Here is a 24994-nt window from a genome sequence, read left to right on the forward strand (position 1 = left end):
TTCCTGCGCTTAATAATACATAATAATAGTATGGGTAAAAGTTTACACCATTCCACCAGGCAATGAACCTGATCGCACGCACCACTGTGCGGATAAAAAGAAAGTTCGCTGTGGCTTGTTTTGCAGCGGCATAAGAGCAATGTAATAAGGAGATCTCCATGCAAGTCAGCAGAAGGCAGTTCTTTAAGATCTGCGCTGGCGGTATGGCGGGTACAACGGCAGCGGCTCTGGGCTTTGCCCCGGCGGTCGCTATTGCCGGTTCACGTCAGTATAAGCTTTTACGCGCACGTGAAACCCGTAATACCTGCACGTACTGTTCCGTCGGCTGCGGGCTGTTAATGTACAGTCTGGGTGACGGGGCAAAAAACGCCAAAGAATCTATTTTTCACATTGAAGGGGACCCGGATCATCCGGTAAACCGCGGCGCACTGTGCCCGAAAGGCGCAGGTCTGATCGATTTTATCCACAGCGAAAGTCGTCTTAAGTATCCTGAAGTCCGTGAGCCGGGCACCAACGAGTGGAAACGTATCTCGTGGAATGAGGCGTTTGATCGTATCGCCCGCCTGATCAAAGATGACCGCGATACTAACTTTATTGAAAAGAACAGCGATGGCGTCACCGTCAACCGCTGGTTAACCACCGGGATGTTATGCGCATCTGCTGCCAGTAACGAAACCGGATTTGTCACCCAGAAATTCTCCCGCGCCCTCGGCATGCTTGCCGTGGATAACCAGGCGCGTGTCTGACACGGACCTACGGTAGCAAGTCTTGCTCCGACATTTGGTCGCGGTGCCATGACCAACCACTGGGTTGATATTAAAAATGCCAACCTTGTTGTTGTGATGGGCGGAAACGCTGCGGAAGCTCACCCTGTCGGGTTCCGCTGGGCGATGGAAGCCAAAATTCATAACAATGCCAAACTGATCGTTATTGACCCGCGCTTTACCCGTACTGCGGCTGTGGCGGATTTCTATACGCCTATCCGTTCCGGTACTGATATTGCGTTCCTGTCAGGTGTCATTAAGTACCTGATGGAAAATGAAAAAATCAACCGTGAATATGTTGAGGCGTACACCAACGCCAGCCTGATCGTCCGTGAAGATTACGATTTTAAAAACGGGCTGTTCACCGGTTATGATCCTGAAACACGCCAGTACGATAAAACCACCTGGAATTACGAACTGGATGAAAACGGCTTTGCGAAACGCGATACCACACTGCAGCATCCGCGTTGTGTGTGGAACAAGCTGAAAGAGCACGTCAGCCGTTATACCCCGGATGTGGTGACCAATATCTGCGGGACGCCGAAAGAAGACTTCCTGAAAGTCTGTGAATATATCGGCGAAACCAGCGCGAAAGATAAAACTGCCTCATTCCTGTATGCACTGGGCTGGACACAGCACACTGTCGGTGCGCAGAACATCCGTACCATGGCCATGATCCAGCTGCTGCTGGGTAACATGGGGATGCTGGGCGGCGGCGTGAACGCACTGCGCGGTCACTCCAATATCCAGGGCTTAACCGACCTGGGTCTGCTGTCTCAGAGTCTGCCGGGCTACCTGACACTGCCGTCTGACAAACAGACTACACTGGAAAGTTATCTGGCTGCCAACACACCGAAACCAACGGTGCAGGGCCAGGTTAACTACTGGGGCAACTATCCGAAGTTCTTTGTCAGCCTGATGAAAACCTTCTACGGCGACAAAGCGCAGAAAGAGAATAACTGGGGCTTTGACTGGCTGCCGAAGTGGGATAAAGGCTACGACGTTCTGCGTTATTTCGACATGATGGATAAAGGGGAAGTGAATGGCTATATCTGCCAGGGCTTTAACCCGTTAGCCTCATTCCCGAACAAAAACAAAGTGGTTAAGGCGCTTTCAAAACTGAAGTTCCTGATCACGGTTGACCCGCTGAATACCGAAACATCGAACTTCTGGCAGAACCACGGCGAGATGAACGATGTGGATCCGGCACAGATTCAGACCACGGTGTTCCGTCTGCCGTCCTGCTGTTTCGCGGAAGAGAACGGTTCTATCGTTAACTCCGCCCGCTGGTTACAGTGGCACTGGAAAGGCGCGGATGCCCCGGGCGAAGCTATCAGCGACGGCGAAATCCTCTCCGGGATTTTCCACCGCGTCCGCAAGCTGTATGAAGCGGAAGGCGGTAAGGTGCCTGAGCAGGTGCTGAACATGACCTGGAACTACTTCGACCGTGATAATCCGACACCGGAAGAAGTCGCGCAGGAGAGTAATGGTCTGGCGCTGGTCGATCTGAAAGATGCTGACGGCAATGTTATTGTGAAGAAAGGCGAGCAGCTCACCTCCTTCGCACAGCTGCGTGACGACGGTACCACGGCAAGCGGATGCTGGATTTTCGCCGGCAGCTGGACACCGCAGGGTAACCAGATGGCACGCCGTGATAACGCTGACCCGACCGGGCTGGGTAACACCCTCGGCTGGGCGTGGGCATGGCCGCTGAACCGCCGCGTGATTTATAACCGCGCATCTGCGGACCCGGCGGGTAAACCGTGGGATCCGAAGCGTCAGATTCTGGAATGGAACGGCAGCAAGTGGATCGGTATGGATGTGCCGGACTACAGCAACGCCGCGCCGGATTCGGATGTCGGTCCGTTTATCATGCAGCCGGAAGGGATGGGCCGCCTGTTTGCTATCGATAAGATGGCGGAAGGGCCGTTCCCTGAGCACTACGAACCGATTGAAACCCCGCTCGGCACTAACCCGCTGCATCCGGATGTGGTCTCCAACCCGGCAGCCCGTGTCTTCAAAGATGACTGGGCGCAGATGGGTAAAGCCGCGGAATTCCCGTATGTCGGTACAACTTACCGTCTGACGGAGCACTTCCACTACTGGACCAAGCATTCACGGTTAAATGCTATCACTCAGCCGCAGCAGTTTATCGAAATCGGTGAGCGTCTCGCGAATGAGAAAGGTATTTCCCACGGCGATACGGTAAGAGTCAGCTCCAAACGCGGTTATATCAAGGCGAAAGCAGTGGTTACCAAACGTATCCGCACCCTGGATGTGAATGGTCAGAAAGTGGATACCATCGGTATTCCGATTCACTGGGGCTTTGAGGGTGTGGCGGTGAAAGGCTTTATTACCAACACACTGACACCGTTTGTCGGGGATGCGAATACCCAGACGCCTGAATTTAAAGCCTTCCTGGTTAATGTGGAAAAGGTGTAAGGAGATAAATTATGTCAATGCAATCACAGGACATTATTCGTCGCTCTGCCACCAATTCCCTGACCCCCGCACCTCAGGTGCGGGATTTTAAGGAAGAAGTGGCGAAGCTTATTGACGTGACCACCTGTATCGGCTGTAAAGCCTGTCAGGTGGCCTGTTCGGAGTGGAACGACATCCGTGACAAAATCGGTACCAACGTGGGTGTGTATGATAACCCGCAGGATCTGTCCGCCAAGTCATGGACTGTCATGCGTTTCTCTGAAGTGGAAGAGAACGGCAAATTTGAGTGGCTGATCCGTAAAGATGGTTGTATGCACTGCGCGGACCCGGGCTGTCTGAAAGCCTGTCCGGCAGAAGGCGCAATCATTCAGTATGCCAACGGGATTGTCGACTTCCAGTCAGAGCACTGTATAGGCTGCGGTTACTGTATCGCAGGCTGTCCGTTTAATGTGCCGCGTATCAACGAAGAAGATAACCGCGCTTATAAATGCACACTGTGTGTTGACCGCGTGGATGTGGGTCAGGAACCGGCGTGTGTGAAAACCTGTCCGACCGGGGCGATTCATTTCGGCTCGAAAGAGGATATGAAAGCGCTGGCCGGTGATCGTGTGACTGAGCTGCAAAGCCGTGGTTATGCCAAAGCCGGTCTGTATGACCCGCAGGGTGTCGGCGGTACGCACGTGATGTATGTGCTGCACCATGCCGATAAGCCGCAGTTATATCACGGCCTGCCGGAGAATCCGGAAATCAGTGCCGCGGTGAAATTCTGGAAAGGCGCGTGGAAACCACTGGCAGCAGTCGGTTTTGCGGCGACCTTTGCGGCGGCAATCTTCCATTACGTGGGTATCGGCCCGAACCGGGTATCAAAACGCGAGGAAGAAGAGGCCCTGAAAGATATTCAGGATGTTCCGGCAAAGACTGAGCAATCAGCAGGTCAGGAGGAGCAGAAATAATGCAACAGGATGATCGCGAAAAAATTATCCGCCACAAACCAATTGAGCGTGTGAATCACTGGGCTGTGGTTATTTGTTTTCTGTTCACGGCCATCAGCGGGCTCGGGTTTTTCTTCCCGTCGCTTAACTGGTTTATGAACATTCTGGGTACCCCGCAGTTATCACGTCTGCTGCATCCGTTTACCGGTGTGGTGATGTTCTTACTGTTTGTGTTTATGTTTTTCCGTTATTTTAAACACAACTTTATCAACCGTGATGATATCGAGTGGGCGAAGCAGATCGGCAAAATCATGAAAAATGAGGAAGCCGGTGATGTCGGTCAGTATAACCTCGGTCAGAAAGGGGTGTACTGGGCGGCCAGTATCTGTCTGTTCCTGCTGCTGCTGAGCGGTATCGTTATCTGGCGTCCTTACTTTGCGGAATATTTCTCCATTCCGGTGATCCGTATCGCGCTGCTGGTACACTCCATTTCCGCTATCGGGCTGATCATCACTATTATTGTTCACGCGTATGCGGCAATCTGGGTGAAAGGGTCAGTGCGTGCGATGACGGAAGGCTGGGTAACGCGCGGCTGGGCGAAGAAACATCACCCGCGCTGGTACCGTCAGATTGTGGCAAAAGAGCGCGAAGAGGATAAAAAAGGTCAGTGACCGTTTTTACTATTCTCGTGTGACCATTCAGAAGGCAGGGATCTCCCTGCCTTTTCGACATTTTAAGGCAGCCGGTTCATAATAGGGTTTTATTTGCCGGACCGGCTTATCCTCTCCATATCAGAAGAAGAGCAATATCATGAGTATCCGAATTGTATCCAAAGAAGAGCTGGGACAGGCTCAGAAAAATGAAAAAGGGATTGGCTTTATCCCGGCAGTACTGTTTCCTAATCTGAAGAATCTGTATCAGCGCCGTGCCGAACGTTTTGATGAGCTGGCCAAAGATAACCCGTTTGCGGATTACCTGGAATTTGCGGCTGAAATCACCCGCGCCCAGCAGAAAGCCCTGTATGACAATCCGCTTGAAATGGATATGGATGCCCTGATGGCGGCGAATATACCGGGCAAAGCCCTGCTCGACTGCCGCACCTTTCAGCGCACGGAACACTGGCGCAAACTGCTGAAAAGCATTATCGCCGAACTGCTGCCGGTCGCACCGGATCATGCCCGTCCGACCCTGGAAAACCTGGACAAAGCCTCTGAAAATGAGCTGGAAGACATGGCAACTGCCTTGTTTAATCAGGAATTTTCTGCTGTATCACCGGATAAGTCCGTGTTTATCTGGGCTGCATTATCCTTGTACTGGGCGCAGATGGCGTCGATGATCCCGGGCAAAGGCCGCGAAGAGCACGGCGAACACCGTCAGTTCTGCCCGGTCTGTGCGGCAATGCCGGTCTCCGGCGTGATCCAGATTGGCACCACACAGGGGCTGCGTTATCTGCATTGCGGATTATGTGAAACTGAATGGCATGTGGTCCGTATTAAGTGCACTAACTGCGAGCAGACCCGAGATCTGAATTACTGGTCACTGGAAAGTGAGCAGGCGGCGGTGAAAGCAGAAAGCTGTGGTGATTGCGGCAGTTACCTGAAAATCCTGTCACAGGAAAAAGACGCGAAAGTGGATACCGTGGCGGATGACCTGGCAACGCTGATCCTGGATGCCCGGATGGAAGAAGAAGGTTTTGCCCGCAGCAGTATCAACCCGTTTCTGTTCCCGAACGAATAAGTCAGTGAAGTGAGTCCGCTATGAACGAACGTGCATTATACAGTCAGATACCTGCCATTGACGGGTTATTACATGAAACACCGGTTGCCGCGCTGACAGAACAGTACGGACAGACCTGTATCGTCGGTGTGCTGCGGGAGATGCAGGATGATGCGCGTGACGCGATCCGTGAGCGGCAGCAGTTGCCGGACTGGCACGGTTGCTGGGCGGATGAACTGTCCCGGCGCCTGAACGGCGAGCGGGAAGCACTGCGGCCGGTCATAAACCTGACCGGTACAGTGCTGCACACCAATCTCGGCCGGGCATTACAGGCGGAAGCGGCTATTGAGGCAGTGACCAATGCCATGCGCTGGCCGGTCACACTCGAATATTCCCTTGATGATGCCGGGCGCGGTCACCGCGACAGCATTGTCGCGGAGCGTCTGTGTCAGCTGACCGGCGCGGAAGCGGCCTGTATCGTCAATAATAATGCGGCAGCGGTATTACTGGTGCTGGCGACGATGGCCGCCGGGCGGGAAGTGATTGTTTCCCGCGGTGAGCTGGTGGAAATCGGCGGTGCCTTCCGCGTGCCGGAAGTGATGAGCCAGGCGGGCTGTCGTCTGGTTGAGGTCGGCACCACAAACCGGACCCATCTGCATGATTATAAAAATGCCGTCAGTGAGCAGACTGCGCTGCTGATGAAAGTCCACACCAGTAATTATCATATTGAAGGTTTTACGGCAGAGGTCTCCGGGCAGGAACTGGCGGAACTCGGCCGGGAATATACTATCCCGTCAGTGATTGATCTCGGCAGCGGTGCTCTGATTGATATGACACAGTGGGGATTGCCGGAAGAGCCGATGCCGCAGCGCTATCTTGCGCAGGGCATTGATATTGTGACTTTCTCCGGTGATAAACTGCTCGGCGGGCCGCAGGCGGGGATTATTCTCGGCAAAAAAGCGTGGATTGAGGCAATACAGCGCCATCCGCTCAAACGCGCCCTGCGGGCAGATAAAATGACTCTGGCGGCGCTGGATGCCACGCTTCTTCTGTACCGCCGTCCGGAAAAACTGGCGCAGACACTGCCGTCACTGCGCCTGCTCACCCGGTCTGCTGACGATATTTATGATATGGCACAACGGCTTGTGCCGAAAATTCAGGCATATTACGGTGATGAATGGGTGATCCGCGCAGAGCCCTGCTCCTCGCAGATTGGCAGCGGATCCCTGCCGGTGGAACGCCTGCCCGGCTGGGCAGTGACGTTTACCCCGCAAAACGGAAAAGGCAGCGCCTTAGCCACCCTGACGCAGTCTCACCGTCAGCTGACCATTCCGGTGATCGGGCGGGTGAGTGACGGGCGTCTGTGGTGGGATCTGCGTTGCCTTGAAGATGAAAACCGACTTTTACAGGCACTGTTACCATGATTTTTGCTACAGCCGGCCATGTTGATCACGGAAAAACGGCTCTTATTCAGGCGGTAACCGGCGTGGATACCACCCATCTGCCGGAAGAGAAAAAACGCGGAATGACCATCGACCTCGGCTATGCCTACTGGCCGCAGGATGATGATACGGTTATCGGCTTTGTGGATGTGCCGGGCCATGAAAAGTTTCTCGGCAATATGCTGGCGGGTATCGGCGGGATCCGCCATATCCTGCTGATTATTGCCTGTGACGACGGGGTAATGGCTCAGACCCGCGAGCATCTGGCGATTCTGCGCCTGGCAGGCCGTCCGCAAATCTCTGTGGTGCTGACCAAAGCAGATCGCGTCCCGGCGGAGCGGGTTGAGGAAGTCCGGCAGGAAATCACAGAACTGCTGTTATCTGACGGCTGGCCGGAAAGCCCGGTCTTTGTCACTTCATCCCATACCGGCGAAGGGCTGGATGCACTGCGGGCGCATCTGCGTCTGCACCATCAGCAGCAAGCCTCAGACAGCCGGACAGAAAAACGTTTCCGGATGGCGATTGACCGTGTTTTCAGTGTCAAAGGGGCGGGGCTGGTGGTGACAGGTACCGCGCTGGCCGGGCGTGTCAGCACCGGTGACACATTATGGGTGACCGGCAGTGATAAATCTGTCCGTGTGCGCGGTATTCATGCCCAGAACCGTCAGCAGGAACAGGCTCAGGCCGGTGACCGCGTGGCGATTAACCTGAGCGGGGATGTCAGCAAAGAGACGGTTTCCCGCGGCGACTGGCTGCTGAGTGAAAAACCGGTGCAGTCCGCACACCGCATTCTGGCGGAAATTGAAACAGATGAAGGTCTGAAAAGCTGGCAGCCGGTGCATATTCACCACGGCGCCAGCCATATCACCGGGCGGGTTTCCCTCCTGAGTGACGATAACACCCGTCCGCTGCTGGCGGAAATCACCCTTGATACCCCGCTCTGGCTGACGGAAGAAGACCGGCTGATCCTGCGCGATATCAGTGCGCAGCGCACACTGGCAGGCGCCCGGGTGCTGAATTTGTCTTCTCCGCGACGCGGAAAACGCCGTCCGGAATTTCTGGCGTGGTTATCAGAACGGGCAGCGGCACAGGATGATCGTGATGTCCTGATGTGCGAACTGCCGCGCGGGGAGGTTTCTCTGCCGGTGTTTGCCTGGGCACGGCAGCTGACAGAGGAAAAACTGGCGGAATGTACTGACGGGCTGAATCTGCTGATCAACGACGGTTATGCCCTTTCGGCACAACGGGTTGAAACGGCAAAAGCCATTCTGCTGGCTACTCTGGCGGATTATCATCAGTCACACAGCGACCAGATGGGCGTCGGCCGTGACCGGCTGAAACGGATGGCATTACCGGTGCTTTCTGATTCCATCGTATTTCCGGTTATTACACAATTACTGGATGAAAAACAGATTGTCAGAACCCGTGGCTGGCTCCATCTGCCGGGATTCGGTCTGGCTTTCGATCCGGCTCAGGGCGCGCTCTGGCACAGTGCGGAACCGCTGTTTCAGCAGGAGCCGTGGTGGGTTCGTGATCTGGCCGTTAAACTCGGTATTGATGAAATCGCTGCCCGTCAGTTTCTGAAAAAAGCCGCACAACTGGGTCATATCATGGCGATTGTGCCTGACCGCTATTATCACCGGTCACAAATCACGGAATTCGCGCAGGTTATCCGTGAATATAATCAGACACATGAAGAAGGTATCGGCGCGGCACAATTCAGGGATAAATACGGCATGGGGCGTAAGCTGGCCGTACAGATTCTGGAGTTTTTTGACAGGACCGGTTTTACCCGCCGCAGAGGGGACAAACATATTTTGCGGGATGAGGGACTATTCTGATTTTCTTCAAAAAGGATTTAAGACATGAAGATCGATTTGGAAAATTTTGTCAGTGAATTCAATAAAGAGAAATTCACGAGCTATTACGTCAGAAATGCGCAAATGTATGGCTGGGAATTAGCCTGTATCGAAATTGAAACGGGGGCATTTAAGGTTGCGCTCGATATTGATTTCAGGGGAAATATCTGGCTGGTATTCAGGGATTATGAATCTCTGGTTCTTTTTCAGAAGAGCCTTAAACGTGATTTTGATTTTAAAACACTGATTTATGACGGCCGGAATAAAAAATATGAATTCAGCCGGATCCCGCTGGATGAAACAGATACCGTCTCGATAGCCCGCGGAATTACCAATGATATCATCGGTTTTTATAATGATATCGCTGCCGATTTTTATGCCCGCAAACAGACGGAACTGGCCTGTGCGATTGAATCTCATCAGTACCGTGATCTGCTGAATAAAACGCTGGATGACATGTGTCATTTCTTTAAAGGAAAGCGTTTATCCGCGCTGGAAACGGTACAGCGGATAAAAGAGCAGCAGTGCGGTTTTTCCCGCTATGATAATGACGAAATCGTGCTGATGCAGGAAAAAGGTGTTTATTATCAGAAAGCAAATAAAATGCTGATGTATGAATTACGGAATATCAGCACCGGTAATTACAATACACTGGTGTGTTTTCCGGGTATGCAGACTGAGAGCGATTCATGGCTTAAATTCTGGTCTCAGTACTGGTTTCTGACAAAATGTTATCTTGATCAACCGGTTTACGGTGATAGCCGGGCCACGACTCAGGACGGTTTTTATCAGTTTGGCAAAAAACTGGCGGATGCCTGGATGGATATCTGGGCGGGTAAAAGACACCGATGCTTATAATGATATTGATCTGCTGACCGAACAGTGTCTGATGAAAAAAGAGATTGATCTCTTTCTGGTTGCGGCGGGCCCGGCAGGTACAGTGCTATCTGCAAGGCTGGCAGACAACGGTAAAACAGCGCTGGATATCGGTAATCTTGTCAGCAGTTATAATACGGTTTTCCCTGAACAGCTTCAGGCGGAGTAATGACCGGCAGATAATAAAACAGGCCGCAAATGCGGCCTGTTTTGCACGGTATGCCGGAATCAGGCTTTAGTGGCTAAAATAACGCTGGAAGCTTTTATCAGTGCGACAATTTCATTACCTTCATGTAATTCCATTTCGTCGCGGCTTTCATTGGTAATAACCGCTGTCAGCGGCAGCCCTTTTTCGGTTCTCAGATGAATCGTGCTGTTGACCGCACCGTTCACCATTTTGCTGATTTTGCCGCGGAACTGGTTGCGGGCGGAAAAACGCAGGCCGCAATCCGGATTTGCCAGTACCACCCACGGCGCTTTAATAATCGCGACCGCTTCTTTTCCTTCGCGGATCCCTAATACGTCACAGCTCTCTTTGGTGATGACGGTTGTCAGAATTTCACCATGCTCAAGTGTTAATTCCACTTCATTATTAACAGCGCCGGCAACAACGCGGGAGACTTTACCGGTGAGCTGGTTACGTGCGGAAATTTTCATTGTGTGACCTCTTTCCTTTTAGTGATTAACTGAAATGGTTAATCTTCCTGTTGTATCACACGATATACGCAGCGGCGAGAATCCGTGAGTAAATATTCGACCCGTTCCACACTTGCATTTAAAACTGTCTGAAAGAGTTCCAGCTCGGCGCGGCAGAATCCCTGACACATGCGGGCGGCGGAGCAGATAGGACAGTGATTTTCAATAATCAGCCAGCTTCCTTCCGGTTCTTTTTCCCATTGCGCCATATAGCCTTCCTCTGTGCGGATGGCAACGAGGCGGATAATGCGTTCTTCCAGAGTTTCCGCGCCCTGAAGTTTATCAAAATAGTCGCGGCGGGCTTCGTTCTCACGGGCGGTAATAATTTTGCCGATAGCATCCTCACCGAGTTCGCGGCGGATGGTGGTCAGGATTTTGACCGTCAGCTCCGCGTGACAATCCGGAAAGCGTTTATTGCCCAGTGCGGTCAGGTGCCAGCGCTGCACCGGACGGCCGACACCCCGGCATTCGGAATGTGCCTCAACCATACCGTCCCGGGCCAGTTTGGTAAACTGCTGACGGGCAGCTTCCCCGGTGGTACCCAGGTGTTCCCCGGCCTCGGATGCCTGCATCGGGCCATGCTTTTTCAGGAGAATAAGCAATTTTTCTCCGACAGATTGTGCGGAACTGAGATTGCTTTCCAGGTTAGTTCTTGACATATTCTCGTGCCCGGTATTTATTTATCCAAGTTAATTCTTGTTTAATTTATCGTATTCAGCAAAGTATCACAAGACTAAAGGATGGTTCTATGTTGCCCGATGACAGCCGCTGGCGTGACCTTTTCTCAGGGAAAAACGCTGCGATTTCAATCGCTCTCTCGTTCGGTGTTGTTATTCACGCCGTTAATATCTTAATGGCGACCACCATTTTGCCATCCGTTGTTGCTGATATCGGCGGCCTGAATCTGTATGCCTGGAATACCACACTGTTTGTGGCGGCATCCATTATCGGTTCTGTACTCTCCGCCCGGCTGCTTGCCGTATACGGTGCCCGTATCGCCTACCTTATCTCGGTGGTGGCCTTTTTCGCCGGCAGCCTGGCCTGTGCACTGGCTCCCCGGATGGAGATTATGCTGCTGGGGCGCACCATTCAGGGCTTCGGCGGCGGTGTTATGTTCGCACTGTCTTATGCCATGATCAATTTAGTGTATGTTCCGGCGCTGTGGCCGAGAGCCATGGCACTGATTTCCGGAATGTGGGGTGTTGCCACATTGGTCGGTCCGGCAGTCGGGGGTATTTTTGCCCAGTTAAACGCCTGGCGTTTTGCTTTTGGTGTGATGTTGCCGCTGATGGTCATCTATGGGCTCTTTTTGCTTACGATTATGCCGAGAAAGCAGAAAGATGACGGCACCCGGCCACGTCTTCCCCTGATCCAGCTGACATTACTGACTGCCGCTGTACTGGTGGTCTCTGCCGGGAGTCTCAGTCCGGATGTGTTCCTGAATGTGGGCGGCGTGGTGGTCTCGCTGTTGTTACTGATTGTGCTTGCATTGATTGAGCAGCGCAGCCGCATCCGGTTACTGCCGGAAAACACCTTCCGGCGCGGCAGCCATCATGCCGCGCTGTACATCACTATCTCTCTGCTGGCTATCGGGATGACCTGTGAAGTGTTCGTGCCGTACTTCCTGCAGCGCCTGCACGGTCAGTCGCCGCTGGCATCCGGTTATATGAGTGCACTGATGGCGCTGGGCTGGACTGTCAGTGAGATCATCAGCGCCGGATGGAAAGGGGCGAAAATGCGCGCCAGTATTCTGCTCGGGCCGGTTTTTGTGCTGGCGGGATTGGTTCTGCTGGCACTGACACTCTCTGTACCGTCTGCCGGTACATGGGGCATTATGTCGCCGATCCTGCTGGGGTTATCGCTGGTCGGGTTCGGGATCGGGTTCGGCTGGCCGCATCTGCTGACCCGGATTTTACAGGTGGCCACACCTGCGGATAAAGAGATCGCCGCCGCTTCCATCACCACCGTGCAGCTTTTTGCCACGGCACTGGGTGCGGCGCTGGCGGGAATGATTGTTAACGTCAATGGTTTCAATGACGGTACATTGACGGGTGTGATGTCTTCAGCCTACTGGCTGATGATGTTACTGGCCATTGCCCCGCTGATTGCGATTTTCACCGCCCGTCGCTGTGCGGCCATTTCTTACGGCTGATTATCCCGTTTCTGATAATAGTGTATGCCGGAATGAGGACTGTATCCCGTTCCGGCGTTTTTTTACACTGACCGGATGTTTTCTGTCAGGGTAATGTCCGCTATGTCTCAGTATCATCTCGAATTTGAAAAACCAATCATTGAGCTGGAAGAAAAAATCGCCGCATTGCAGTCATTTAAAGAGCGCAGCAGTGATTTGGGGTTTGATCCGGATGATGAAATTGCCTGCCTGCGGAAAAAATGCGAAAAACTGACCCAATCGATTTACGCGGATCTCGGCGCATGGGAGATTGTCCGGCTGGCCCGTCATCCGCTGCGGCCCTATACCCTGGATTATATCAGTCTTATTTTTACGGATTTTCAGGCGCTTGCCGGTGATCGCGCCTTTGCCGATGATAAGGCGATTGTCGGCGGGCTGGCTCGCCTTGAAGGCCGTCCGGTGATGGTTATCGGTCACCAGAAAGGGCGGGATACCAAAGAAAAGTTACTGCGCAATTTCGGCATGCCGTCACCGGAGGGTTACCGCAAGGCACTGCGTCTGATGAAAATGGCCGAACGTTTTCATATGCCGGTGCTGATGTTTATTGATTCCGCCGGTGCCTATCCCGGCGTGGGTGCGGAAGAGCGCGGACAGGCGGAGGCGATTGCCCGTAACCTGCTTGAGCTGTCGCGGCTGAAAACCCCGGTTATCTGCTCCATCACCGGCGAAGGCTGTTCCGGCGGGGCGCTGGGGATTGGGGTCGGCGATCGTATCAATATGCTGCAATACAGTACCTATGCGGCGATTTCGCCGGAAGGGTGCGCCTCTATTCTGTGGAAAAGCGCGGATAAAGCGCCGCAGGCTGCTGAAACCATGGGGATGACCGCCCCGCGCCTGAAGGCGCTCGGTATTATCGATACCATTATTCCAGAACCGGCGGGCGGCGCTCACCGCAACTATCAGCAGGCGGCGGATAACCTGCGTGAGCAGCTGTTGCAGGATCTGGCGGCGTTATCCGCCTTACCGGAAGACGAATTATTGGCGCAGCGCTATCAGAAATTAATGTCTTTCGGCTATTGCTGAGGACAGATTAACCTGTTTGTGATAACAATAGGGATGAATATCTCTCACAACGGGGACGCTGTCATGGCGGTCGATCTGAATTTACTGCCGGTTTTTCTGGCGGTGGCGGAGCAGGGCAGTTTTACCGGTGCGGCCACCCGGCTGGGTATGCCGTCGTCCAATGTCAGCCGGGCCATCAGACAGCTGGAAACCCAGACCGGCTGCCGCCTGATTGAACGGACAACCCGGCGTATGCGCCTGACAGCACAAGGACAGCAACTGTATCAGTGCGCCGGAAAAACGGACTCCATGCTGCGGGAAACTTTTTCACAGATCCGCAATGATGATGTGCTGACCGGCTGTTTCCGGCTGACAGTGCCCGGTGAAGGCTGCGGGGAAATGCTGGCGCCGGTACTGGCCCGTTTTGCCGCACTGCATCCGGATTTGCAGATCCGGTGTGATACAAAGCTGACCCCGGCGGATATTATCAGTGATGATATCGATCTGCTGCTGACTTATCAGCGCGGGGAGATGGCAGACAGCAGTTATCACAGCCGTCTGATTCAGTCCTGGTCGTGTGTGGTGGTGGCAGCTCCGTCATTACTGGCGCGGACCGGTATTCCGGTTTCTGCCGCTGAGCTGCCCCGGCTGCCCTGTATTTCCAGCCTGAGTGCCCTGAATGGTCAGCCGTGGATTTTCCGTAAACCGGACGGCGGATGGCTGACTGTGCGCATTAACAGCCGCTATCAGGTTAACGGTGCTGCACTGGCAGCAGCGGCGGCTGTTGAAGGGCTGGGTTTTGCGATTCTGACCACACATTTGTGTCAGCAGGCTTTCCGTGACGGTACATTACAGGCTGTCCGGCTGAATGAAGAACCGGCTCCCATCGAACTGAGAGCCGTCTATGTCAGCCGCCGTGAGGTGTCACCGGTTGTCGACAAATTTCTGCATTTTCTTGAAAGTTCGCTGCGGGATCAGGATAAAAATCAGTAGCTGCGGAATACCGTCTGCTTTCCGTCCGCATCGTAGGCGATCACATCATACGGCTCTTTCATATCCTTATATTCCATGCCGAGGCTGCCGACCGGCATTCCCGGAACCGAAATTCCTTTGGCACTTTCCGGCAGTGTGTTAATGGCATCCAGGCTGTCCGCCGGGACGTGACCAATCACATATTTGCCGTTCAGCGTGGCGAGGTGACAGCTCATCAGGTTTGCGGTGGCACCCGAATCAAGCATCATTTTCTCCAGCTGTGCCTGCGGAATAATATTGGTTTCCACATCATAACCGGCTTTTTCCACCCCTTCCGCCCACTGGCCGCAGCAGCCGCAGGTCGGGGATTTATACACAGTGACGGTTCCTTTCGCTGCCATGGCACCGGCAGAGAGTGTGGTTAATAATAAAGATAACGCCCAGACGGATTTTTTCATCGGTATTCCCTGTAATGAGTCGGATAATAATGATGAGGTTAATGGTTTACCTTAGGGGAAGGTCAATACCGGGGAACGTATAGTTATGCGGAGAAGTGTAAAGGTTTAAACGGAGGTCATAATGGTAACGCACCTGACATTACAGATAACAGCAACAGAAACCCGGATTTTTTCTGCGGAAGCTGATGTGCGGCTTCCGCTCGGCGACAGTGTGATTGACGGGTTTGTTTTTCAACACTCGCCGGTAACAGCTTATGAAGCGGAAGTGGCAATTGAGCATATTGAAAACCGGATTATCCCGGCGCGGGCGGCATTACCGGCGGGAGACCTGATTTTGCATTGCCCGGATCCGCGGCTAAACTATTTACTTACCGGTGATGAAGCGGGCTTCTTATCCACTGAGGAAATAGAACGCGCGTTTAATGAGATCGTGAATGTTATCAGCGGCAGCCCGGTATCATCAACATCACTCCCGTCAGACAAACAATTCACGGCGTTTTTACTGATTATCCGTGAGATCACCCATCACTGGGGACTGGCAGGGCTGGTACCGGGAACTGCCGGAAAAAATGATGTGATTTAACATGTATACAGAATGACTCTTATCAAAATAAATTATAAAATTTGTATTATTATTTAGTCCCCGGAGCTGCCGCTCCGGCGATTGTATGATGACAGAGCAGAACAGATATGAGCATTACACTGATAAATAAGATTAAATCCGTTTCTTCCCGGTTTTCGGCCGGGTATTTCGGCATGGTTCTGGGGCTGATCGGCACCGGGATGGCGTGGCGTTATGCAGCGGCTGAGCAGGGGTATCCGGCAATCATCGGTGAGGTGATTATTGGTGCCGGTTGTGCGGTCTGGCTGGTGCTGATCTCTCTGTTTATTATCCGCAGTCTCTGTTTTCCGGAAAAAATGACCGACGAGTTCCGTCATCCGGTAGCCAGCGGGTTCTCCAGCCTGTTACCGGCAACCACTGTACTGGTGGCGATGGGGCTGACGCCATACTTCCCGCTGTTTTCCACCGGATTATTTGCCCTCGGCGCAGTAGCACAACTGTCTTACGCCGCGTGGCTGGTCGGCTCCCAGTGGAAAGGGGAATACCCGAAAGCGGCAACCACCCCGGTGCTCTATCTGCCAACTGTCGCCAATAATTTTATCTGCGCCATGGCGTGCGGCGCACTCGGTTTTACCGACCTTGGTATTCTCTTTTTCGGTGCGGGGGTTTTCTCCTGGCTGAGTCTGGAACCGGCGATTCTGAAACGGATCCGCAGTGACGGGCTGATGGATGAAAAATCGCGCCTTTCTTTCGGTATTCAGCTGGCTCCGGCGCTGGTGGCATGCAGCGCCTATCTGGCGGTAAACCAGAATCATATTGATTTCTTTGCCAAAATGCTGCTCGGCTACGGGCTACTGCAACTGGTGTTTATGATCCGGCTCATCCCCTGGTTTACACAGCAGGCATTTACCCTGTCATTCTGGAGTTTTTCATTCGGTGTGTCGGCGCTGGCAAAATCCTCTCTGAATATCAGTATGTCTTCAGATAATGAATTTATTCACCTGCTGGCATTCGTTCTGTTTATCTTTTCCAATGCCTTTATTTTGTTGCTGGTGGTGAATTCACTGCGCCTTCTGGTCAGAAAGCAAATCACCCGCGCCCGTATCCGCGAAGAGAATTAATATTCAGCCGCCGGTTCCCGGCGGTTATCAATTTGATTATTTATTAATCATTATTCTCATAATGATATCTGCACTGAAAAACCCCGTTATCGTGAGATGTTCAGTATGAATAGTGAACAATTTCACAAAGTGATCAAAAATTCCGTTATTAATCACATTTTATAACCCTTCTCCCCGCTAATCCGCCCTCCTGGTGTGGTTATTGCTTTATCTGTTGATACAGATTGCATGACAGCCGTCTGTTCTCCACAAGAGTCCTAAATAAAACAGATAGTTATTAACAGAGTCAGATAGTCAAATTCACGTACAGGAGAGAAGAGATGTCTGATCAACAAAACACAGCATCTGATCTTATTTACCAGCTCGAAGATAAACCCCCGTTTTTACAGGCGATTATTGGTGCCGTGACCCATCTGCTGGCCATTTTCGTTCCGATGGTCACACCGGCGCTGATTGTCGGCACGGCCTTACAGCTATCGTCTGAAACCAATGCGTATCTTGTTTCCATGGCTATGATCGCCTCCGGTGTCGGCACCTGGCTGCAGGTAAACCGCTACGGCATGGTCGGTTCGGGGTTATTATCGATTCAGTCCGTTAACTTTTCATTTGTGACAGTGATGATTGCCATCGGAACCAGCATGCGGGCTGATGGTGTCGATGAAGAGCTGTTACTGTCCACTATCTTCGGTATCTCGTTTGCCGGTGCATTCTTAGTTGTGGGATCGTCTTTTATCCTGCCCTATCTGCGCCGTGTCATCACCCCGACAGTCAGCGGTATTGTGGTTCTGATGATCGGGCTGAGCCTGATAAAAGTCGGGATTATCGATTTCGGTGGCGGTTTCTCCGCCAAGTCCTCCGGCACCTTCGGTGATTATCAGAATATCGGTGTCGGGTTACTGGTTCTGCTGGTTGTCATCGGGTTTAACTGCTGTAAAAGCCCGCTGCTGCGTATGGGCGGGATCGCGATCGGGCTGATTGTCGGTTATATCTGCGCCCTGTTCCTGGGGATGGTGGATTTCAGTCAGATGAGCAAAGCCGCGTTTATCACGATCCCGGTACCGTTTAAATATGGTTTCTCGTTTAACTTCGCTCACTTCCTGGTGGTCGCCATTATTTATCTGCTCAGTGTGCTGGAGGCGGTCGGTGACCTGACGGCAACCGCGCTGGTGTCCGGGCAGAAAATTCAGGGGCCGGAATTCCAGTCCCGTCTGAAAGGCGGGGTAATGGCGGATGGTCTGGTGTCTGTGGCGGCTTCCGCGATGAGTTCTCTGCCGCTGACTACCTTTGCCCAGAACAACGGGGTTATTCAGATGACCGGGGTGGCTTCCCGCCATGTCGGGAAAATCATTGCGGTTATCCTGGTGATCCTGGGGCTGTTTCCGGGGATCGGCTGGTTCTTTACGACGATTCCGGCACCGGTGCTGGGTGGTGCGATGACACTGATGTTCTCCATGATTGCCATTGCCGGGATCCGTATTATTCTGTCCAACGGTCTGCGCCGCCGCGAAACCCTGATTGTGGCGACCTCGCTGGGCCTGGGGCTGGGTGTCTCTTATGACCCGGCGGTTTTCCACGTCCTGCCGACATCCCTTTACGCGCTGGCAGAAAACCCGATCTGTATGGGCGGAGTGACCGCTATTATTCTGAATTTAATTATTCCGATCAGTAAGGAAACCGAACCGGACGATATTGAAGAATCTGTGAGGGAAGAGGAAGTTTAATAAAAATCCGGCGGATATTATGTATCTGCCGGGCTACTAAATAGCTATATATTGCAGCTTAAGATTCAATCTAACCATAATGTATAAAAGTTATTTTTATTTCACAGAATTAACTAATTTTATTGATATTTTATTGTTTTTAATCTATACAGTATAAGTTATAAATATAGCTATTGTGGTAAAATATAAAGGAATTACTATGTCTTTAGATATTGCTTACTCTTTAGAAATAGAAGATTTTATTGATGCTGATAGAGCTTATGATTTTTATTGGTCCGGTTTGATTACAAATAAAAAAGCGTTTATTTGTCCGGGTGAAAATTGTCAGGCTCAGGTAACATGTGCCAATATTGATGAAGACACTCAAAAAATGAAGGTTGTTCCACATTTTAGAGTTTACGGTGAACATGATAAAAGCTGCGAGATTTTTAATAAAGTTCCTTTGAAGATAGTTGATATAATTTCAGATAAAAATAAAACTGAGAAAAAATCAGTTGACCTTTCTGTCACCGACTCTTTTTTCAGGGAAAGACCACTCTCATATTATGATATTAATAAAAAAAATGACACAGTACCCAAAGAATTTAAGAAAAATACACAATATAAGAATAAAAATATCTCGTATAATCTTAAACAAATAGGCCATTTTAGTAACATTTACTCTGTAAGAACAATCGTTAGCAGATTTCTAAGGTATTCATCCGATAATACTATTAAACATAGGTTTATAAATATAGATGGTATGAATGTTTCTTATTCTTCATTTCTAAAATTAATTTGGGAGCAAAGTCTGAAGGATTTACCAGATTATGGTCTGGTTTATTATGGCTGGGCTTATGTTGACAGATATAAGGAAGGATACAGAATTAAGTTTAAAAAAGGTTTTAAAAGTCAATCAAACAATGTGCTGCCTGTTTCTGTCTATATAGGTGATAAACTGATTGAAAAATATCCTATAAAAAAATTAATAGTCAAAAGATTATCATCAATTTCAGCTGAAGCTAAACCAACAGCATTTGTTTTTATTTATGGAAAACCAAGAGTATATAGATCAGATAAGACATTAAAAGAGTATGTTAATTTTGATTTATATAATCTTGATATGATTGATCTTAATAAAGAAACACCGTTACCTAAAAAAAGATAATATTATTAAGTATGTCACCAATGAAGATAATAAAACCTGCAATTACAGGTTTTATTATCACTATGATGCTATATATTACAGTGAGGTATTACTCAATATTCTGAATCTGCTCACGCATCTGCTCAATCAGCACTTTCAGTTCAATCGCGGAACTGGTGATATCGGCATTGATGGATTTTGAGGCGAGGGTGTTCGATTCGCGGTTGAATTCCTGCATCATAAAGTCCAGACGGCGGCCGACGGCCTCTTTTTTCTTCAGGATATTATGGGTTTCTTTCACATGGGCATCGAGGCGATCTAACTCTTCCGCCACGTCAATGCGCTGTGCCAGCAGGATCAGTTCCTGCTCCAGACGGTTCGGATCGACCTGAATTTGTGCGTCATCCAGTTTGCTCTGCAGACGCTCTCGCTGCCATAACAGGATATCCGGCATCTGCGCACGGACTTTGCGGACTTCTTCGGATACACCGTCGAGGCGCTGCTCGATTAAGGTCTTCAGTGCCGCCCCTTCACGTTCACGGGCATCGATAAAGGCAGTGATGGTATCATCGAGAGCGGCCAGCAGTTCTTCACTGATGGTGTCCAGATCCTGTTCCTGTGCGGACATCACGCCCGGCCAGCGCAGAATTTCCAGCGGATTGATTTCCCCTTCGTGACTGTAGTTTTTAACCCAGTTTGCGGCAGCAACCAGCTGTTTCGCCAGGTCTTCATTCATATTCAGTCCGCTCTGCGCGTTGCTGCTCAGGTCAAAGCGGAGGTTACACTCAACTTTACCACGGGTCAGACGCTGACGCAGACGCTCGCGGATCACCGGCTCCAGGCTGCGGAGCTGTTCCGGCAGGCGGATGTAGGTTTCAAGGTAGCGCTGGTTAACAGAGCGGAGTTCCCATGCGGCAGTGCCCCACGGGCGTTTGACTTCCTGACGGGCAAACGCGGTCATACTACGGATCATGATATCTGTCCTGTGATGGATTTATTGCTCTGATTATAGCGCTGTTATGGTGTTAAGGCATAGGCATTCACCGGTTTAAGCCGTATAATGCGCCCCCAACAGTTAACTGAACCGGAGAATCACTATGAGTCAGTCATCACGTCCCGCTGGCCGGGGAACAGACCAGGTGCGTCCTATTACTATCACCCGTCATTATACCAAACATGCCGAAGGCTCTGTGCTGGTCGAGTTCGGTGACACTAAAGTGTTATGTAATGCCTCCGTTGAAGAAGGTGTGCCGCGTTTCCTGAAAGGTCAGGGACAGGGCTGGATCACAGCCGAATACGGCATGCTGCCGCGCGCAACCAATTCCCGTAATGCCCGTGAAGCCGCCCGTGGCAAACAGACCGGCCGCACAATGGAAATCCAGCGCCTGATCGCGCGTTCACTGCGTGCTGCAGTTGATCTGACCAAACTGGGCGAGTTCACCATCACCCTCGACTGTGATGTTATCCAGGCTGATGGCGGTACCCGTACCGCTGCGATCAGTGGTGCCTGTGTGGCACTGGCTGATGCCCTGAATCAGATGGTCGCGAAAGGTCAGCTGAAAGCCAGCCCGCTGAAATCCATGGTTGCCGCCGTTTCTGTCGGTATCGTGGACGGCGAACCGCGTTGTGATCTGGAATATGTCGAGGATTCTGCGGCAGAAACCGATATGAACGTAGTCATGATTGATGACGGACGGATGATTGAAGTCCAGGGTACGGCAGAAGGTGCGCCGTTCAGTCATGATGAGTTGTTGTCGTTACTGGCCCTCGCAAGAGGCGGGCTGGAAACCATTTTCTCCGCTCAGAAGGCGGCATTAGAAAATTAATCAGAAGGCGACGTGATAGTCGCCTTTTTTATGCCTGTGATTCAGGCACGTTATCCGTCAATCAGAATCAGGAGATCCCGATGAAAGCTTATCAGCGCGAATTTATTGAACTTGCGATGAAAAAACAGGTACTGAAATTTGGTGAGTTTACGCTGAAGTCCGGCCGGAAAAGCCCGTATTTCTTCAATGCCGGGTTATTCAATACCGGGCGGGATTTGGCGCTGCTCGGACGCTTTTATGCGGCAGCATTATGCGACAGCGGCGTGCAGTACGATGTCCTGTTCGGGCCTGCCTACAAGGGTATTCCGATTGCAACGACGACAGCCGTTGCACTGGCAGAGCATCATGACCTTGATATGCCGTACTGTTTTAACCGTAAGGAAGCCAAAGATCACGGGGAAGGCGGAACGCTGGTCGGCAGCCCGCTGAGCGGACGGATTGTGGTGGTGGATGATGTGATCACCGCCGGAACGGCGATCCGTGAGTCGATGGAAATCATCAGACAAAACAATGCTTCGCTTGCCGGTGTGATGCTGAGTCTTGATCGTCAGGAAAAAGGCAAAGGTGAGTTATCCGCCGTCCAGGAAGTGGAGCGCGATTACGGTTGTCAGGTATTTTCCATTATCACACTGAATGATTTAATCAGTTATCTGGCGGAAGATCCACAGATGGACAGCCATTTACAGGCTGTACGGGCTTACCGTGAGCAGTACGGGATTGAAATCTGAGCCGGACAGCAGGCAAAAAAAAGCCCTCGCCCAATAAAACGGGCGGGGTGAGTAGTTTAACTAAAAACGGTATTACTGAAGTTGTGCAAGGATCAGCGGCCAGCGGACTTCAAATTCCTGTGTTGGCCGGTACTTAAATTCTGAGCGTACAAAACGGGACAGCATGCCTTCGCAAAAGGCGAGTAACTGAGATGCTAGCAGGCTTTCATCATAAGTAAAACCGCTGCCGTCACGGATCCGCTTTTCTTTTAAGACCTGACGTAACTGAGCTTCGATTCGTTCATACAACTGATTAATTCTGCTCTGTAATTTATCCTGCTCAAACATCAGTGCGTGACCGGTCATGATACGGGTCAGGCCGGGGTTCTTTTCAGAGAATCCCAGAATCAGCATCAGAATCAGTTTTATCCGCGAGATAGTCTCTTTTTCATCCTGAAGGATGAGATTTATCCGCGAAATCAGTGAGTCCTCAATAAATACGATCAGGCTGTCGAACATTTTTGTTTTGCTGGAAAAATGACGATAGAGCGCTGCTTCTGAAACACCCACACTGGCGGCAAGTTTGGCGGTTGTTATACGCTGACTGCCGTCACTGGACTCAAGCATCAGCGCAAGCGCCTGCAGGATCTCCTCGCGCCTGTTCTTCTTTTTTGTACTTTCTGCCATGTCAGATAAAACCCCTGCGTTAACGCAAAAACAAATCTGCCGACTGACAGCCGTACACCAGTACTGCTGTCAGAAAAGCGACGGAAATAACGGCGTTATTAGTATTATTGACGGCCTGAATGGCCAAATCCGCCGGCTCCGCGCTCGCTTTCGGTAAATTCTTCAACAATATTGAATTCAGCCTGAACAACAGGAACGATAATCATCTGTGCGATACGTTCGCCCGGTTCAATCGTGAAGGTGGTGTCGCCACGGTTCCAGACGGATACCATCAGTTGTCCCTGATAGTCAGAGTCGATTAAGCCCACCAGGTTGCCGAGAACCACGCCATGTTTATGGCCGAGGCCGGAGCGTGGCAGTACCATTGCCGCCAGGGACGGGTCTGCAATATGGACGGCAAGGCCGGTCGGCAGTAACAGTGTCTGGCCCGGCTTCAGTTCAGTGGCTTCATCCAGGCAGGCACGTAAGTCCAGACCCGCAGAACCCGGCGTGGCGTAGGCCGGTAACGGAAATTCCCCGCCAATGCGCGGATCAAGAATCTTAATGTCGATTTTTTTGGTCATAGTGTTTCAGTATTTCGTCCAGTAAATGGTGGCTGAGCTCGGATTTGCTCATGTTCGGTAAGCTGATATCGCCGGTATGCCAGTACAGATGCAGGGCATTGTTGTCACTGTTAAATCCTTGGTTTTCAACAGAAACGTCATTGGCGCAAATCATATCGAGCTGCTTTTTCACCAACTTGCCGCGCGCGTATTCTTCCACATTTTGGGTTTCAGCTGCAAATCCAATCACAAATGGCCGGTTTTTTTCCAGTGCACCGACACCGGCGATCACATCCGGATTTTTCACCATCGTAAAGGTGATTTCGTCGCCCTGTTTTTTAATTTTCTCAGGTGCAACCGCTTTGGCGCGGTAATCCGCGACGGCGGCACAGCCGATAAAAATATCCTGCTGCGGGGCTGTTTGCTGTGCGGCATCATTCATTTCACAGGCACTGCTGACATCAATACGTTTAACACCCGGTGGTGTCGGTAGTGTGACAGGCCCGGCAATCAGCGTGACATTCGCGCCGCGAGCTGCGGCAGCCGCGGCAATGGCAAAACCCATTTTGCCGGAGCTGTGGTTGCTGATAAAACGTACCGGGTCGAGTGCTTCACGTGTCGGCCCTGCGGTAATGGCCAGACGGATGCCGGACATATCCTGTTTTTTACGGAAGTGCTGTTCTGCCCGAGAGACTATCTCTGACGGATCCAGCATGCGTCCCGGACCAACATCACCGCAGGCCTGGCTGCCGCTGTCCGGCCCCCAGACAGCAAAACCGAGCTGTTCCAGATGTGCGAGATTCTCCTGAGTGGTCTGTGCGCGGTACATCTGCTGGTTCATGGCCGGTGAAACGGCAATGGTGGCATCAGATGCCAGGCAGATAGTGGTGACCAGGTCATTTGCCATGCCGGCACTCAGGCGGGCAATCAGGTCAGCCGTGGCGGGAGCGAGAATAATGAGATCTGCCCATTTCCCCAGCTCAATATGACCCATTGCTGCTTCCGCGGCCGGGTCAAGAACGCTTTCGGCCACCGGGAAGCCGGAAACGGCCTGGAGTGTCAGCGGGGTGATAAATGCGGTTGCCGCAGGTGTCATGGCGACACGGACAATCGCTCCCCGGTCACGCAGACGGCGGACAATCTCAGGGGCTTTATAGGCTGCGATACCACCGCTGATACCCAGAACTATCTGTTTTCCTGTCAGTTCGGACATTGTGTTTTATCCAGTTATTTTTCGGAGATACGCGATTTTACCACAACCCCGCCGTATAGGTAGGGTGCTGTGTATTTATCCAGCTAAATAATGTTTTTTCTTCGGCGCGCCTCGCAAAAATGGCGTATTTTATGCGGAA

General features: G+C 51.6%; 24 protein-coding genes. 17 read left to right on the forward strand and 7 right to left on the reverse strand.

What is annotated here, in order from left to right; all coding sequences use genetic code 11:
• The first annotated feature begins 158 nt into the window (after positions 1–158).
• The 8 genes from fdnG to ACSBQN_RS17280 all read left to right on the forward strand — a co-directional run bounded on the left by fdnG (position 159) and on the right by ACSBQN_RS17280 (position 10200).
• Complete coding sequence (gene fdnG, locus ACSBQN_RS17245; protein WP_141650294.1) at positions 159–3206, forward strand: formate dehydrogenase-N subunit alpha; 3048 nt, start codon at positions 159–161, stop codon at positions 3204–3206.
• 11 nt (positions 3207–3217) lie between these two features.
• Positions 3218–4159 carry a formate dehydrogenase subunit beta gene (gene fdxH / locus ACSBQN_RS17250; protein ID WP_004236694.1) on the forward strand — a complete coding sequence of 314 codons (942 nt, stop codon included), beginning with the start codon at positions 3218–3220 and terminating at the stop codon, positions 4157–4159.
• Positions 4159–4809: a formate dehydrogenase cytochrome b556 subunit gene (gene fdoI, locus ACSBQN_RS17255; RefSeq protein ID WP_004240169.1), complete on the forward strand. Its 651-nt coding sequence runs from the start codon at positions 4159–4161 to the stop codon at positions 4807–4809. Before fdxH ends, fdoI begins: the two co-directional genes overlap by 1 nt.
• Positions 4810–4948: 139 nt before the next feature.
• Entirely contained in the window at positions 4949–5875 is a 927-nt protein-coding gene (gene fdhE, locus ACSBQN_RS17260) for a formate dehydrogenase accessory protein FdhE (protein ID WP_024473698.1), read from the forward strand.
• 20 nt (positions 5876–5895) lie between these two features.
• A complete protein-coding gene (gene selA, locus ACSBQN_RS17265; protein WP_024473697.1) occupies positions 5896–7278 on the forward strand; it encodes an L-seryl-tRNA(Sec) selenium transferase in 1383 nt (460 codons plus the stop codon).
• Complete coding sequence (selB, locus tag ACSBQN_RS17270) at positions 7275–9137, forward strand: selenocysteine-specific translation elongation factor (protein WP_024473696.1); 1863 nt, start codon at positions 7275–7277, stop codon at positions 9135–9137. The genes selA and selB overlap by 4 nt, the downstream gene beginning before the upstream one ends.
• Before the next feature lie 24 nt (positions 9138–9161).
• The gene (locus tag ACSBQN_RS17275) at positions 9162–10013 is read left to right on the forward strand and encodes a hypothetical protein (protein ID WP_241770879.1); all 852 of its coding nucleotides are present in this window, start codon (positions 9162–9164) and stop codon (positions 10011–10013) included.
• On the forward strand, positions 9967–10200 hold the full coding sequence (locus tag ACSBQN_RS17280) for a GT-D fold domain-containing glycosyltransferase (protein WP_024473694.1): 234 nt from the start codon (positions 9967–9969) through the stop codon (positions 10198–10200). Before ACSBQN_RS17275 ends, ACSBQN_RS17280 begins: the two co-directional genes overlap by 47 nt.
• Before the next feature lie 59 nt (positions 10201–10259).
• On the opposite strand, the gene ACSBQN_RS17285 is transcribed toward ACSBQN_RS17280, so the two are convergent.
• Together ACSBQN_RS17285 and ACSBQN_RS17290 are read right to left on the reverse strand one after the other, a co-directional pair.
• Positions 10260–10688 carry a TOBE domain-containing protein gene (locus ACSBQN_RS17285; RefSeq protein ID WP_004236685.1) on the reverse strand — a complete coding sequence of 143 codons (429 nt, stop codon included), beginning with the start codon at positions 10686–10688 and terminating at the stop codon, positions 10260–10262.
• A gap of 38 nt (positions 10689–10726) precedes the next feature.
• Positions 10727–11386: a helix-turn-helix transcriptional regulator gene (locus ACSBQN_RS17290; protein ID WP_004236684.1), complete on the reverse strand. Its 660-nt coding sequence runs from the start codon at positions 11384–11386 to the stop codon at positions 10727–10729.
• An 89-nt stretch (positions 11387–11475) separates the two neighbouring features.
• On the opposite strand from ACSBQN_RS17290, the gene ACSBQN_RS17295 reads away from it, so the two are divergent.
• The 3 genes from ACSBQN_RS17295 to ACSBQN_RS17305 all read left to right on the forward strand — a co-directional run bounded on the left by ACSBQN_RS17295 (position 11476) and on the right by ACSBQN_RS17305 (position 14913).
• Positions 11476–12879, forward strand: a complete 1404-nt coding sequence (locus ACSBQN_RS17295; protein WP_024473693.1) for an MFS transporter — start codon at positions 11476–11478, stop codon at positions 12877–12879.
• A gap of 102 nt (positions 12880–12981) precedes the next feature.
• A complete protein-coding gene (gene accA / locus ACSBQN_RS17300) occupies positions 12982–13941 on the forward strand; it encodes an acetyl-CoA carboxylase carboxyl transferase subunit alpha (protein ID WP_024473692.1) in 960 nt (319 codons plus the stop codon).
• A gap of 63 nt (positions 13942–14004) precedes the next feature.
• Positions 14005–14913, forward strand: a complete 909-nt coding sequence (locus ACSBQN_RS17305) for a LysR family transcriptional regulator (RefSeq protein ID WP_024473691.1) — start codon at positions 14005–14007, stop codon at positions 14911–14913.
• Here ACSBQN_RS17305 and ACSBQN_RS17310 read toward each other — a convergent pair.
• Complete coding sequence (locus tag ACSBQN_RS17310; RefSeq protein ID WP_024473690.1) at positions 14907–15350, reverse strand: DUF411 domain-containing protein; 444 nt, start codon at positions 15348–15350, stop codon at positions 14907–14909. The two genes, ACSBQN_RS17305 and ACSBQN_RS17310, sit on opposite strands and share 7 nt — an antisense overlap.
• A gap of 121 nt (positions 15351–15471) precedes the next feature.
• On the opposite strand from ACSBQN_RS17310, the gene ACSBQN_RS17315 reads away from it, so the two are divergent.
• The 4 genes from ACSBQN_RS17315 (at position 15472) to ACSBQN_RS17330 (ending at position 19901) form a co-directional block, all read left to right on the forward strand.
• A complete protein-coding gene (locus tag ACSBQN_RS17315; protein ID WP_024473689.1) occupies positions 15472–15933 on the forward strand; it encodes a hypothetical protein in 462 nt (153 codons plus the stop codon).
• A gap of 107 nt (positions 15934–16040) precedes the next feature.
• Complete coding sequence (gene tehA / locus ACSBQN_RS17320; RefSeq protein ID WP_201893623.1) at positions 16041–17033, forward strand: dicarboxylate transporter/tellurite-resistance protein TehA; 993 nt, start codon at positions 16041–16043, stop codon at positions 17031–17033.
• Positions 17034–17353: 320 nt separating this feature from the next.
• Entirely contained in the window at positions 17354–18754 is a 1401-nt protein-coding gene (locus tag ACSBQN_RS17325; protein ID WP_024473687.1) for a nucleobase:cation symporter-2 family protein, read from the forward strand.
• 199 nt (positions 18755–18953) lie between these two features.
• Positions 18954–19901 carry a hypothetical protein gene (locus ACSBQN_RS17330; protein ID WP_024473686.1) on the forward strand — a complete coding sequence of 316 codons (948 nt, stop codon included), beginning with the start codon at positions 18954–18956 and terminating at the stop codon, positions 19899–19901.
• An 88-nt stretch (positions 19902–19989) separates the two neighbouring features.
• On the opposite strand, the gene ACSBQN_RS17335 is transcribed toward ACSBQN_RS17330, so the two are convergent.
• Positions 19990–20853, reverse strand: coding sequence for a YicC/YloC family endoribonuclease (locus tag ACSBQN_RS17335; protein ID WP_004240141.1), 864 nt, complete (start codon positions 20851–20853; stop codon positions 19990–19992).
• Between the two features lie 124 nt (positions 20854–20977).
• Here ACSBQN_RS17335 and rph point away from each other — a divergent pair, with 124 nt between their 5' ends.
• Both rph and pyrE read left to right on the forward strand, forming a co-directional pair.
• The gene (gene rph / locus ACSBQN_RS17340; protein WP_004236673.1) at positions 20978–21706 is read left to right on the forward strand and encodes a ribonuclease PH; all 729 of its coding nucleotides are present in this window, start codon (positions 20978–20980) and stop codon (positions 21704–21706) included.
• A gap of 80 nt (positions 21707–21786) precedes the next feature.
• The gene (pyrE, locus tag ACSBQN_RS17345) at positions 21787–22434 is read left to right on the forward strand and encodes an orotate phosphoribosyltransferase (RefSeq protein WP_024473685.1); all 648 of its coding nucleotides are present in this window, start codon (positions 21787–21789) and stop codon (positions 22432–22434) included.
• 72 nt (positions 22435–22506) lie between these two features.
• Here pyrE and slmA read toward each other — a convergent pair whose 3' ends face one another.
• The 3 genes from slmA to coaBC all read right to left on the reverse strand — a co-directional run bounded on the left by slmA (position 22507) and on the right by coaBC (position 24855).
• Positions 22507–23100 (reverse strand): nucleoid occlusion factor SlmA, encoded by a 594-nt coding sequence (slmA, locus tag ACSBQN_RS17350; protein WP_024473684.1) that lies wholly within the window; start codon positions 23098–23100, stop codon positions 22507–22509.
• Between the two features lie 104 nt (positions 23101–23204).
• Complete coding sequence (dut, locus tag ACSBQN_RS17355; RefSeq protein ID WP_004236669.1) at positions 23205–23663, reverse strand: dUTP diphosphatase; 459 nt, start codon at positions 23661–23663, stop codon at positions 23205–23207.
• Positions 23641–24855 carry a bifunctional phosphopantothenoylcysteine decarboxylase/phosphopantothenate--cysteine ligase CoaBC gene (coaBC, locus tag ACSBQN_RS17360; protein ID WP_024473683.1) on the reverse strand — a complete coding sequence of 405 codons (1215 nt, stop codon included), beginning with the start codon at positions 24853–24855 and terminating at the stop codon, positions 23641–23643. The genes dut and coaBC overlap by 23 nt, the downstream gene beginning before the upstream one ends.
• Positions 24856–24994: the final 139 nt, after the last annotated feature.

This window comes from Morganella sp. B601 (assembly GCF_051172335.1).
GTDB classification, from domain to species: domain Bacteria; phylum Pseudomonadota; class Gammaproteobacteria; order Enterobacterales; family Enterobacteriaceae; genus Morganella; species Morganella morganii.